The sequence below is a fragment of the uncultured Maricaulis sp. genome (genome assembly GCF_963976135.1).
GTDB lineage: Bacteria > Pseudomonadota > Alphaproteobacteria > Caulobacterales > Maricaulaceae > Maricaulis.
The window spans coordinates 1-12961 of record NZ_CAXBKN010000086.1; the positions used below are offsets into that span (position 1 = coordinate 1).

Annotated in this window: 13 protein-coding genes; 11 read left to right on the plus strand and 2 right to left on the minus strand. The window is 64.8% G+C overall.

Going from position 1 to position 12961, the window contains the following annotated elements; translation table 11 throughout:
- Positions 1-52: 52 nt before the first annotated feature.
- Entirely contained in the window at positions 53-2155 is a 2103-nt protein-coding gene (locus AAC023_RS11365; RefSeq protein ID WP_339741278.1) for an ATP-binding protein, read from the minus strand.
- 392 nt (positions 2156-2547) lie between these two features.
- A complete protein-coding gene (locus AAC023_RS11370; RefSeq protein WP_339741279.1) occupies positions 2548-3108 on the minus strand; it encodes a hypothetical protein in 561 nt (186 codons plus the stop codon).
- A gap of 147 nt (positions 3109-3255) precedes the next feature.
- Between AAC023_RS11370 and AAC023_RS11375 the strand changes: the two genes are divergently transcribed.
- The 11 genes from AAC023_RS11375 (at position 3256) to AAC023_RS11425 (ending at position 12831) form a co-directional block, all read left to right on the plus strand.
- Positions 3256-3567 (plus strand): helix-turn-helix transcriptional regulator, encoded by a 312-nt coding sequence (locus tag AAC023_RS11375; protein WP_339741280.1) that lies wholly within the window; start codon positions 3256-3258, stop codon positions 3565-3567.
- Between the two features lie 67 nt (positions 3568-3634).
- Positions 3635-5374 carry a SulP family inorganic anion transporter gene (locus AAC023_RS11380; RefSeq protein ID WP_339741281.1) on the plus strand — a complete coding sequence of 580 codons (1740 nt, stop codon included), beginning with the start codon at positions 3635-3637 and terminating at the stop codon, positions 5372-5374.
- On the plus strand, positions 5367-5705 hold the full coding sequence (locus tag AAC023_RS11385; protein WP_339741282.1) for a DUF983 domain-containing protein: 339 nt from the start codon (positions 5367-5369) through the stop codon (positions 5703-5705). The genes AAC023_RS11380 and AAC023_RS11385 overlap by 8 nt, the downstream gene beginning before the upstream one ends.
- Positions 5706-5752: 47 nt before the next feature.
- Entirely contained in the window at positions 5753-6115 is a 363-nt protein-coding gene (locus tag AAC023_RS11390; RefSeq protein WP_339741283.1) for a metalloregulator ArsR/SmtB family transcription factor, read from the plus strand.
- Positions 6112-6585, plus strand: coding sequence for an ArsI/CadI family heavy metal resistance metalloenzyme (locus AAC023_RS11395; protein ID WP_339741285.1), 474 nt, complete (start codon positions 6112-6114; stop codon positions 6583-6585). Before AAC023_RS11390 ends, AAC023_RS11395 begins: the two co-directional genes overlap by 4 nt.
- On the plus strand, positions 6585-7613 hold the full coding sequence (gene arsB, locus AAC023_RS11400; protein ID WP_339741286.1) for an ACR3 family arsenite efflux transporter: 1029 nt from the start codon (positions 6585-6587) through the stop codon (positions 7611-7613). Before AAC023_RS11395 ends, arsB begins: the two co-directional genes overlap by 1 nt.
- Entirely contained in the window at positions 7610-8047 is a 438-nt protein-coding gene (locus AAC023_RS11405; RefSeq protein WP_339741288.1) for an arsenate reductase family protein, read from the plus strand. Before arsB ends, AAC023_RS11405 begins: the two co-directional genes overlap by 4 nt.
- Before the next feature lie 93 nt (positions 8048-8140).
- A complete protein-coding gene (locus AAC023_RS11410; RefSeq protein WP_339741290.1) occupies positions 8141-9034 on the plus strand; it encodes an N-formylglutamate amidohydrolase in 894 nt (297 codons plus the stop codon).
- Complete coding sequence (locus AAC023_RS11415) at positions 9031-10422, plus strand: hypothetical protein (protein WP_339741291.1); 1392 nt, start codon at positions 9031-9033, stop codon at positions 10420-10422. Before AAC023_RS11410 ends, AAC023_RS11415 begins: the two co-directional genes overlap by 4 nt.
- Positions 10423-10497: 75 nt before the next feature.
- Entirely contained in the window at positions 10498-11826 is a 1329-nt protein-coding gene (locus AAC023_RS11420) for a M20/M25/M40 family metallo-hydrolase (RefSeq protein WP_339741292.1), read from the plus strand.
- 123 nt (positions 11827-11949) lie between these two features.
- Positions 11950-12831: a LysR family transcriptional regulator gene (locus AAC023_RS11425; RefSeq protein WP_339741293.1), complete on the plus strand. Its 882-nt coding sequence runs from the start codon at positions 11950-11952 to the stop codon at positions 12829-12831.
- The last annotated feature ends 130 nt before the right edge of the window (positions 12832-12961 follow it).

Below are 12961 nucleotides of genomic sequence, written 5' to 3' on the forward strand. Positions count from 1 at the left end.
GTGGCGGCGCGATAGGCCAGGCGGGATTTGGGATCAGCAGCGCTTCGCCCGGTCAGAGATTGTCCAGCGAGCGCAGAAAGCGATTCAGCTGGTCGGGTCGGTAGAGTTCCAGCTTGTCGATGACCGAGATGATTTTCAGCCCCGGAATTTCGGGACACTCGATCCCCTTCTCGGACGACAGGAGGTAGATATTTGCCTGGCACTGGCCCGCCGCCAGAATGTCTAGACTCTCCTTGTGCCTCGAGATGGGTGGGATGCGGCCATCCAGCAGGATAACCGCCGACGGATCGGCATCACCGCTCCGGCAGAAGGCATCGGCCGAAGGAAAATACTCCAGTTTCACCAGGCCTGGCACCTCATCGCAGAGGCTGGCGAGAAGCTGGTGCTCAACCGGATCATCATCGATCAGGATCAATCGGGACGGGCTGGCGGCGATGAGCTGCTGGCTGGCCTGGGCCAGTTCGGAAAGGTTGAACGGCTTGAAGCAATACGCGCCCGCACCGGCCGCCAGGGCCGCATCCAGCTCGTTGCCCGTTGTGTCTGCCGTCAGGATGACAATCGGCACTTCCGACCATGCGGCCTGCTCGCGCCGGATCTCGCGGACACATCGGGTGCCGGCCATCAACGGCATGTGCAGGTCCAGGAAAACAAGGTCGATCGGATGTTTGCGCAGTAGTTTCAGGGCTTCTGTGCCGCTCCCGCATAGTATGGCCTCGAAGCCCAGGGTCTCCAGCATTGAAGCACAGACAAGCCGGTTGGCCTCAAGATCATCGACCACCAACGCCACCTTGCCGACACCGATCCGCACGACCGGATCCGCGAGCTGACGGCCCGGTCTGTGCTGGACCGCTGTATCCTGCGCGACGAGCGGGATCGACACCCAGAAATTCGACCCGACCCCGACATCACTATCAAGCCCCAATTCGCCCGACATCAATGCCACCAGTTCCCGGACAATCGACAAGCCCAGCCCCGAGCCACCAAACTTGCGTTCGATCGAAGGGTCAGCCTGGAGGAAACGATTGAAGATCAGCTCCGAATCCTCCGGCGAAAGCCCAATCCCGGTATCACTCACCATGAAATGGATGCGGTCCTCACCATCTGGGCGCACCTGGACTTCCACGCGTCCCTGCTCGGTGAATTTGACCGCATTCCCGATCAGATTGGTCAAGACCTGCCGCAATCGCAGCGGATCGCCAATCACCATCTCGGCGCAGGCGGTATCGATTTGCAGGTGCAGCCCTATCGCCTTGCCGGCGGCAGCGCTGCGATATCCGGAGACGACGCCCTCCAGCAGCTGTCTCAGGTCGAAAGGCTCCGGCTTCAGCTCCAGGAAGCCTGCCTCGACCTTGGACAGATCGATCGCATCATTGATGAGGTCAAGCAGCAGGGTTCCTGACTGTTCTGCCACCGCGATCTGCTGCTTCTGCCGCTCCGTGGTCGCGCCCAGCTTGAGCAGCTGGATCATGCCGAGAACCCCGTGAAGCGGACTTCTGATCTCATGACTCATCGTCGCGAGAAACCTCGACTTCGCCTGGGATGCGGCAACGGCCTGGTCCTTCAGATCGCGCAGATCATTCTGGCGCGCCACGCTTTCGGAAATGTCCCGCAATATCACACAGACGAGCGTCCCGCTTCCGAGCGGTAGTCGCGTCACCGAAGCTGCGGCGGGAAATTTGCGGCCATCGCGGCGCAACCCCTCGATTTCCGAACGCCCCGCCATCATCAGGCTGTCCCGCTCGCTCCCCAGGAAGCCGGCCACATGCCGCTTGTGCAAGGCCCTCAGATTCTCGGGGATCAGAATTTCGATCGCCTGACCGACGACCTCATTCTCTGCATAGCCAAAGATCTTCTCCGCGCCGTTATTGAAGGAGATGATCTTCGAGTCCTGATCCGCGACAATAATCGCATCCAGGGAGCTGTTCAAAACGGCTCGCAGAAGTTCGCCATCCCGATTTTGCGGCTCCGTGCCCCTCAGATCGCCTGCGCCGGGGCCGGCAGCGAGCGGGGGAGTATTGGGCTCAGGCTTCGAGGACATGATCTGGCGGGCTCCATCATCAACGGGCTTCAGAGCCGCCGGATTGCAGATTGCTGGCGGCAAGCCGCACCGGCAGACTTCGGGACAACTTGGCTGGCGCCCGCAAAATTGGAGCATGCGCTAGTGGAGACAGGTTAGAACGGATGCCGACCCAACGGATGAATTCTTTATAATCGGCCGCCGGGACGGCCGGGAGCAGCCGCAACGCCAGACAGGCCCGGGGCGAGCGGGCACGATCCATCCGTGACAACCGGCAGGTCAGAACGCGCCCGTGCGCGCCGGCAGGCACTTGCCCGCACCTACCCCGCCAGCGCCCGTACCGCTTGCCGCGCATATCCAACCAGCGTGACCATCGTCAGTGCCGCCGCCATCAATGCAGCGGACGGGCGCGGACCTGCCTGCGAGTTTCAATCTGCACGCCAAGACCGGATTCCCCACTGCCGTTGCAACCCTAGCGGTGAATCGGCTTCACGCAACAGGGGTCAGGGCCAACCGTTGGGGCGGGTTCCCTATTCCGGGCAGCGCACCAGCGTCCAGGCGTCCTTGCGGCCACCATCGGCCCAGTGGACGAGATTGCCGTCGATCACTGCGAGATTGTAATCGATCGGTTGCTCATCGCCCTCGACGCTGCAAAGGCCCGAGACACGCCACTGGGAGGGGCCGGTCTCGGTGACGCTGTCGAATTCGCAATGGGCCTCGTGCTGGTCATAGCCATCGGCGCGCAGGATCATCGGCGGTTGCTCATACTCCTGGGCGACGGCGCACTGCGCCAGATCGACGCCCCAGGTGCCGATATAGGCGGGTCCGGCAGCTGAGGCGGGCTGGGCAGCGCCCTTGCCTGGATCGGCCGGAGTTGGCTCGCCCGGGGCTGGATCGATGTCCGTTGCGGGCTCGCCCGCCGTCTGGCCGTCCGTCCCGGTCGCGGGCGCGACCGTCTCGGCAGGTGCGGCAGCGTCCGGGGCTGCAGGGGCCTGGTCGCCCTCCCCGCCGCCGCAGGAGACGAGCAGCGCCGCTGCGAGCAGGAGCGAGCCCGCCGGCAGGGCTTTTGCGAAGCGGTCAAGACTGGTCATGAATTCCCCCATTGGACTGAAAAACCTGATTATTCCGGCAGATTGGGCGAGACCGGCCGATTGTTCAAGCGCGCAGACGGTCGGGGTGAAAAAACGCAGATCAAGCAACAAAAATGATATTTCACATATCATGATTCATGTATATGCTTGAGTCTCAATACGGAAAACGCGATCATGATCACTTCGGCCCAGATGCGCGCAGCGCGCGCCCTGCTCGGAATCGACCAGAAGACACTGGCAGCGAGGGCCGGCGTCTCGGTGCCGACGATCCAGCGCATGGAGGCCAGCGACGGCAATGTGCGCGGCGTGGTCGGATCGCTGGTGCGCGTGGTCGAGGCGCTTGAAAGCCTCGGCGTCGAGCTGATCGGCGAACAGGCGCCCAGCCAGGGGACAGGGCGCGGCGTGCGCCTGAAGGCACCGCCCGACGCGGCGACCAGTGAGATCTCAACAACAGACTGAATTGTATTTCGCGACGGCGACCGCCGACTGATGCCGACGATCCCGCCCCTCTTGAAGGCAGGTGGACATGACCAAGACGACCGGGAAGCAGACCCGCAAGACGCCGCCGCCGGCACCGCCGGTGCTGGGCGAACTCTTCCTGCCCAAGCTGATCACCGTATTGCGCGAGGGCTATACGCTGGCGCATCTGCGCAGCGATGCCGTCGCCGGTCTCACCGTTGCGATTGTCGCCCTGCCGCTCTCCATGGCGATCGCGATTGCCGCCGGCGCCTCGCCGGCCCAGGGCATTATCACGGCGATCATTGGCGGCTTCTTCGTCTCCCTGCTCGGCGGCAGCCGGTTCCAGATCGGCGGTCCGGCCGGCGCCTTCATCGTGCTGATGGCAACGACAGCCCAGACCTTCGGCATGGACGGGCTGATCCTGGCGACGATGATGTCGGGCGCCATCCTGATGGCGATCGGTTTTCTCAAGCTCGGCACCTATATCAAATTCATCCCCTACCCGGTCACCGTCGGCTTCACCGCCGGCATCGCCGTCATCATTTTCGCCAGCCAGATCAAGGAATTGCTCGGCCTGCAACTCGCCGTGCCCGAGCCCGGCCCGCTGCTGGAAAAACTCCCCGTGCTGTGGAATGCCTTGCCGACGACGGATGCGCTGACCATCGCGGTCTCGGCGGCGACCGTGCTGGTGATTGTCGGCATCCGCCATTTCAAGCCTCACTGGCCGGGCATGCTGATCGCCGTCGCGCTGGCGGCCGGTGCCACAGCCGCCTTCTCCCTGCCGCTGGAAACCATCGGCTCGCGCTTTGGCGGCATCCCCTCCAGCCTGCCCTGGCCTGCCCTGCCCGATATCTCCGGGCCAAGGCTGCTGGCGCTGCTGCCGAGCGCAATCGCCTTTGCCCTGCTGGGCTCAATTGAATCCCTGCTCTCTGCCGTGGTCGCCGATGGCATGACCGGACGGCATCACCGCTCCAATAGCGAGCTCGTCGCCCAGGGCGTCGCCAATATCGGCTCGTCCCTGTTTGGCGGTATTTGCGTCACCGGCACGATTGCGCGTACCGCGACCAATGTCCGCGCCGGCGCCCACGGGCCGGTGGCGGGCATGATGCATGCGGGCTTTCTACTACTCTTCATCCTGATCGCCGCGCCGCTGGCCAGCTTTATCCCGCTCGCCTGCCTGGCTGGCGTGCTGGCGCTGGTGGCGTGGAACATGGTCGAGAAACACGCCTTCATGATCCTGTTGCGCGCCTCGCGCGCCGATGCGCTGATCCTGCTGGCGACCTTCGGCCTGACCATTTTCCGCGATCTGACCGAGGCGATCGTGGTCGGCTTCGCCATCGGCTCGGTCGTCTTCATCCACCGCATGTCGCAGACAACCGCGATCGAGAGCTGGACGCCCTTCGTCGACGAGGACCTGCCCGACCGCATCACCGCCCCGGCCGATGCCAAGGCGGGCCCGACCGAACAGGACGCGGAAATCCTGGTCTACCGCATCAGCGGCGCCTTCTTCTTCGGCGCTGCGGCCTCGATCGGCTCGGTGCTGGAGCGGATCGCCGACACCCACCGCGTCCTGATCATTGATTTCGCCGCCGTGCCCTTTGTCGATTCAACCGCCGCCCACATGATACTCGGCCTGGCGCAGCGGGCCCGGAAACGCGGCCTGCCGGTGATCATCTCGGGTGCCTCGAAAATCGTGCAGCAGAAGCTGGTCGCGCTCGAGATCACTGCCCCGCTGGTCAGCTATGAACCGGCGCTGGCGCAGGCCATGGCCGCGGCGCGCGCCTGGATCGACGGCCGCAATGAATAAGCTCCTGCCGATCTGGCGCGCCTTCAATCTACGCTGTCCGGCCTGCGGCAAGGGCGCGCTCTATCGCCGCTATCTCAAACCGGTTGCGCTGTGTGCATCCTGCGGCGAACCACTCGGGGAGATCCGCGCCGAGGACGGGCCGGCCGCCTGGACGATACTCGGACTGGGCCCTTTCCTGGTGCCGGTCGCCTTCATGGTGTCGATGAGCGGCGCGCCGATCTGGCTCACCCTGCCTCTGCTCCTGCTGGGCGCGGTCGGCGTGGTGCTGATCGCCCTGCCGCGGGTGAAAGGCGTCTTCATCGCCGTTCTGTGGATCATGGCCCGCCCCTGACACAGATCCCGCTTGACACGGCTCATTATTTCCATAATCGTTGAATTATGGAAACTTCAATTGCCCTGCTTCGTCTCTCCGCCCTCGCCCAGGCCAATCGGCTGGCGGTCTTCCGCCTGCTGGTCAAGGCCGGCAAATCGGGCCTGGCGGCGGGCGAGATTGCGCGTCAGCTCGAGATCGCGCCCAATACGCTCTCGGCCCAGCTGACCGTGCTGGCCAATGCCGGCCTGGTCGACAGCCGCCGCGAGGGCCGCTCCATCATCTACACCGCCGCCTTCGATCAGATGGGCGAACTCATCGTCTATCTCGTCGAGGATTGCTGCCAGGGCGATGCCGGCATCTGCGCCCCGCTGGCCGACGCCACCGATCGCATCGCCTGTTCAACCCCATCCAAGGGAGCCTGCTCATGAAACGCCTGCACATCCACGTCGCTGTCGATGACCTGCCCGGTTCAATCGGCTTCTATTCCACGCTGTTCGCGGCCGCACCGTCGGTAGAAAAACCCGATTACGCCAAATGGATGCTCGAGGACCCACGCGTCAATTTCGCGATCAGCGCCCGCGGCGCCAGGACCGGCGTTGAACATCTGGGCATCCAGGTCGAAAGCGGCGAGGAACTGGCCGAGGTCTATCAACGTCTGGCAAAAGCCGATGCGGCCGTGCTTGAAGAGGGCGAGACAACCTGCTGCTACGCCAAGTCCGAAAAGAGCTGGGTCCATGATCCCAGCGGCGTCGCCTGGGAAGTCTTCCACACGACCGGCGAGGCTGTCGATTATGGCGGCGCGGCTGCGGCCAGCGACCTGCCCCCTTCCGCGGTTGCGGGCGCCACGACGCAGGCCTGCTGCACGCCGAGCGTCAAGCGCGACGGCGCCTGCTGCTGATGGGCCGGTTTGAACGCTATCTCTCCGGCTGGGTTGCGCTTGCGATCATCGCCGGGATCGGACTGGGTCAGCTGGCACCGGGCCTGCTGGGCGCCCTGGCCGGGCTCGAAATCGCACACGTCAATCTGCCGGTCGCGCTGCTGATCTGGGCCATGGTCTGGCCGATGATGATCGGCATCGATCTGGCCAGCGTGAAACAGGTCGGCAAACAGCCCAAGGGCCTGATCATCACCCTGGTGGTCAACTGGCTGATCAAGCCCTTCACCATGGCCGCGCTCGGCGTCCTGTTTTTCAAACACATCTTCGCCGGACTGATCCCGCCGGCCGATGCGCAAGGCTATCTCGCCGGACTGATCCTGCTCGGCGCCGCGCCCTGCACCGCCATGGTGTTCGTCTGGTCACAGCTGACCCGGGGCGATGCCGCCTATACGCTGGTCCAGGTCAGCGTCAATGACACCATCATGGTCTTCGCCTTCGCGCCGATCGTCGCGCTGCTGCTCGGCGTTACCGATATCGCCGTGCCGTGGGAGACCCTGCTGATCTCGGTCGGGCTCTATGTCGTCATCCCGCTGATCGCCGGCATGCTGACGCGGCGTGTCCTGATCCGCCGCGGCGGCGAAGCGGCGATCACCGCCTTCACCGACCGCATCAAACCGGTCTCGATGATGGCGCTGCTGGCGACGGTGGTATTGCTGTTCGGCTTCCAGGGTCAGGTCATCCTGGCACGGCCGCTGGTCATCGCCCTGATCGCGGTGCCGATCATCCTGCAATCCTACGCCATCTTCGCGCTCGCCTATGGCGCCGCCTGGGCCTGGAAACTGCCGCATGCGGTCGCCGCGCCTTGCGCCATGATCTCGACCTCGAATTTCTTCGAGCTCGCCGTCGCCGTCTCGATCAGCCTGTTCGGGCTCAATTCCGGTGCCGCCCTGGCGACCGTGGTCGGCGTGCTGGTCGAGGTGCCGGTGATGCTCTCCCTGGTCGCCATCGCCAATGCGACGCGCGCCCGTTTTCCCGGAGCCAATCCATGATCGTCATTCATCACAACCCGGCCTGCGCCACCTCGCGCAATGTGCTGCAGACCATCGAGGCCGCCGGCTATGCGCCCGTGGTGGTCGACTATCTGACCGAAGGCTGGACCCGGCCGCAATTGCTCGGCCTGTTCGCCGCCGCCGGGCTGACCCCGCGCAGCGCCCTGCGCGAGACCAAATCGCCGGCCGCCGAGCTCGGCCTGCTCGAGCCCGGTATCAGCGCGGCGCGCATCCTCGACGCCATGCTCGAGCATCCTGTGCTCGTCAACCGGCCCATCGTCTGCTCGCCCAGGGGCGTCCGGCTCTGCCGCCCCAGCGAGGCCGTGCTCGACCTGCTCGACCGCTGGCCCGCGGGCCCCTTTGCCAAGGAAGACGGCGAGATCATCATCAATGCTGACGGCCAGCGCGTGAGCGTGCCCGACCCGGGCGAGTAATCCGGCCTCCCGCGACAGTTTTTTCTGGTCAGGCCGCAGCATTTCCCGGAACACTGAAATCCGACGCCGAATCCACGGCGTCCGGAGAATTTCGTGGCGACACCCGATCCTGCAACCGCGACCGCTTTCCGCCTTTCCCGGCCGGACGAGGACACGGCGATTCCGCTGGTGCTGGATTCGCCGCATAGCGGCACCGTGCTGCCGCCCGGCTTCGAGACACTGGCGACGCGTGAGCAGCAGCTCACCGCCTGGGACGCTTTCATCCCGGATCTGTGGCGCGGCGCGGTCGAGGCCGGGGCCAGCCTGGTCGAGGCGGAGTTTCCGCGCATCGTGATCGACCCCAACCGGGCCGCCGACGATATCGATCCGGAGATGGTTGCGGGACGATGGCCCGACGCCTGGGGCGCGCTGGCGCCAACGCGCTATAGCGAACGCGGCATGGGTTTGATCCGGCGCTTCATCCTGCCAGGCCAGCCGATGTATGCCGGCCCGCTTTCGCCGCAGGAGATCCGGCTGAGGATCGACACGCTGTACGCGCCCTATCATCGCGCCCTCGCTGGCCGGCTCGATGCCCTGCACGCCCGCTTCGGGGCGGTCTGGCATATCAATTGTCACTCGATGAAATCGCAGGCCAATGCGATGAATATCGATCTCGGCGAGGCGCGCCCTGACATGGTGCTCGGCGATCTGGACGGCACCAGTGCGGCGCCGGACTTCACCGGTCTGGTCGAGCGCGAATTGCGCGCCTGCGGCTATACGGTCGCGCGCAACCAGCCCTATAAGGGCGGCGATATCGTGCGGCGGCATGGCGATCCCGCGCGCGGGCGCCACAGCCTGCAGATCGAGATCAACCGCGCCCTCTACATGGATGAGGCCCGTTTCGAGCCCTCTGCCGGCTTCGACGCCCTGCAACGCAATCTCACCGGCCTCGCCCAGGCCATCGCCACCGATCTGCACGCGCGCACCCTGTCAGGACAGAGCCGATGACAAACACCGCCAGACCGGCCCGCCCGATGAATCCGGTTATCATCCTGCTGGGAATATTGCTGCTGGCAACGCTGATGACCTGGCTGGTCGGATCCGGCAGTTATGAGCGCGCCGGACGTCTGATCGTGCCCGACAGCTATGCGCCGATGGGCAAGGACTGGTCGCTGACAGGGGTTTTCGTTCCGGTCGAGGCGCGCGAGGGCATGGCGACACCCGTCAGCCTGACCGAAACCCTGCGCGCGATTCCCGAAGGCCTGCAGCGCGCCGCCAATCTGATCTTCATGGTGCTGATCATTGGCGGCCTGTTCGGCATTCTCGACCGCGCCGGCGTGGTCGAGAATGGCATCAACCGGTTGCTGCACGCCGTAAAGGGCAATGTCATGGTGCTGGTCGCAGCGCTGATGACGATCTTCTCGGCCGGCAGCGCCTTTTTGGGCCTCGCCTCGGAATACCTGATCGTCATCCCGGTGATGACGGCGCTGGCCATGCGCATCGGCCTGTCGCCGATCATCGGCTTCGCCATCGTCACCATCGCGGTCAAGGTCGGCTATCTCGCCTCGGTCACCAATCCGATCCCGTTGACCATCGCCCAGCCACTGGTCGGGGTGCCGATCTTTTCCGGTGCCGGATTGCGCCTCGCCTTCTATGCCGTTTTCCTCGCCGCCGGGATCGGGTTTCTGCTCTATCGCGTGCGCGGCATGACCAATGGCCAGGCCATCACGGTCAGCGACCATCCCGTGCCCGACATGAGCTGGCGCGAGGGCGCGATGCTGGCCATCCTGGTGATCGGCATCGGCATTATCCTGACCGGATCGACCCGCTGGTCCTGGTCGCATCACGAGCTTTCGGCCTGCTATATTGCCATGAGCCTCGCCCTCGCCTTCGCCAGCGGCCTCACACCCAATGACAGCGCTGACGCCTTCATCTCCGGCATGAAGAAAGTCCTGCTCGCCAGCGCCCTGATCGGCGTCGCCATGGCCGTCACAGTGGTGCTGGAGGATGGCCGCATCCTCGACACGATTGTCCATGCCCTCAATGGCGCGGTCGGCGAGCACGGGTCCTATATCACCGCCCTGTCCATGTTCGGCTCGCAGCTCCTGCTCGATTTCCTGATCCCCTCGACCTCGGGCCAGGCCGCCGTGACGATGCCGATCCTGGCGCCCCTGGCGCAGCTGGCCGATGTCGGACCGCAGACCACCGTCATCGCCTTTCTGTTCGGCAATGGCATCACCAATATGCTGACCCCGACCTCGGGCACATTGCTCGCCTATCTCGCCGCCGGCCGCATTGACTGGCTCGACTGGGCCAAATTCATCGCCCCGCTCTGGGCCGGCTTTATCGTCATCGCCAGCATTCTTCTCGGTATCGCGGTCTGGCTGGGCGCCTGAGACCGGCTGCGTGTGCTGGCCTGCCCTGCCAATCCCGTTATATTTGACCGCAAACCCGCCGCGTCAGGAGTTATCATGTCCGCCAGAATGATCACCGCCAGTCTTGCCGCCCTCACCCTGCTGGGCGGTTGTGCCAGCACCGGCTGGATGACACCCCCGGCCGCGCCGGTCGAAATGGCGGCGCCAGCCGATGACGGTATCGTCGCCGGTCTGATGACCGACAATCGGGTCCAGACCGCCTTTGCCGAGATCGAAGCCATGCGCACGCTCAATAATGAGCGCCTGGTCGAGCTGACACAAATCCCCGCCCCGCCCTTCGCCGAACAGGCGCGCGGCGCCGAGATGGCGGCGCGGATGCGGGCGCTCGGCCTGGCCGATGTGACCATCGACGCCGTCGGCAATGTCATCGGCCGCCGCCCCGGCACAGCCGGCAGCGAGGCGCGCAGCATCGCCATCGTCGCCCATCTCGACACCGTTTTTCCGGAGGGCACAGACGTTACCGTGCACCGCGAGGGCGATCTGTTTACGGCACCGGGCATTGGCGATAATTCGCGCGGGCTTGTCGTCCTGCTCAGCCTGATCGACACCATGCAGCGCGCCGGGATCGAGACGCGCGATGATCTCGTCTTCATCGCCTCGGTGGGCGAGGAAGGCCTGGGCGATCTGCGCGGTGTGCGGCATCTTTATGAAAATGACGCCTCACCCTTTGCCAGCTTCATCGCGATTGATGGCGGCGATGCCGCGCGCCTGGTGGTCACCGCGGTTGGCTCGATCCGCTACCGCGTCACCTTCCGGGGCCCCGGCGGCCATTCCTACGGGCATTTCGGCCGCGTCCAGCCGCACCAGGCCCTGGCCGAAGCGATCCTGCGCTTCACCGAAGCCGCAACCCCGCTCACCCTGGACGGCACCAAGGCGACCTTCTCCTTCGGCCGCGTCGGCGGCGGCACCTCGGTCAATTCCATTCCCTTCGAGAGCTGGATGGAGGTTGATATGCGCTCGGCCAATCCACAAAAGCTCGACGCCCTGCACCAGGCCTTCCTGGGCTCGGTCGATGCGGCGCTGGAGGCCGCCAATGCGCGCCGGCGCCAGGGTGACGCGCTGACGGTCGATCTCGATCCCGTCGGCTCGCGGCCACCGGGCGAAGGTGATCTCAATGCCCCGATCGTGCTGCATGCGATGGCGGCAATCCGGGCCATGGGCCAGGAGCCGGAACTGACGGCATCGTCCACCGACGCCAATATTCCCATCTCACGCGGCGTCCCGTCAGTGACGATGAGCCGCGGTGGAATATCGCGGAACGCCCACGCACCCAATGAGAGCTGGCTTGATGAGAACGCCCACGAGGCGATCCAGATGGCGTTACTGGTCGCCCTGGCCGAGGCGGGGCTGGTGAGCGGCGAGTAGCGAGGCTGCGGCAGGAGGCGCGGTTCCGGCTTCGTTTTCCGTTTGACTTGCGAACCGTGCTCATTCATTTTTGATTGATGGGCCTACATTTTGGGCTATCTACTAATCATTTTTGGATACCCCATGACGCGCGACTTCGACTGGTCCCACCTGCAAACCTTTCTGTCCGTCGCCGAGCACGGCACCCTGTCCGGCGCCGCTCGCGCCACCGGTGGCAGCCAGCCGACCATGGGCCGGCATATCGCGGCGCTGGAAGACCAGCTGGGCGTGCGCCTGTTCGATCGCGCGCCGCACGGACTGGCGCTGACGCCGACCGGAGCCGACCTGGTCGAGCATGCCCGCTCGATGGCGACAGCCGCCAACCAGCTATCCCTCACCGCCAGCGGCCGCAGCGAACACATTGGCGGGACGATCCGGATCACCGCCTCAGAAATCATGTCGACCTATACCCTGCCCGCCATACTGACCGCCCTGCACCGGGCCGAGCCGGAGATCGAAATCGAACTGGTCTCCTCGGACCGCAGTGAAAACCTGCTGCAGCGCGAGGCCGATATCGCAATCCGCATGTACCGGCCCACCCAGGCGGACGTGTTCACGAAAAAGGTCGGAGATCTGCAACTCGCCATGTTCGCGGCGCATGACTATATCGCCCGGCGCGGCGCGCCGACGACACTGGAGGAATTCCGCGGCCACGACGTGATCGGCTATGACCGCAGCGAATTGATGCTGCGCGGCTTCGCTGAAGTCGGCCTCCAGGTCGACCGGCATTTCTTCGGCTTCCGGTGCGACAGCCAGGTCGTGGGCTGGCAAATGGTCATTGCCGGCTTCGGAATCGGTTTCAATCAGCTGGAAATCGGGCTCGCGGAACCGGCCGTGCGACGCATCGAAACCGATACGCCCATGCCCGCCCTGCCGATCTGGCTCACAGCCCATTCCGAACTCAAGACCAGCCGCCGGGTCCGGCGCGTGTTCGATTTCCTCGCCGAAGCGCTGAAAACGCACTGAAAACGGCACAAACACCGTCCATCACCCAGCCGCCAGGAGGCAGGGCTCGCTGGGGCGGTCACGGTCTCAATATCTGATTGGGAATGGTGAGCCCGCCGGGGCTCGAACCCGGGACCTACTGATTAAAAGT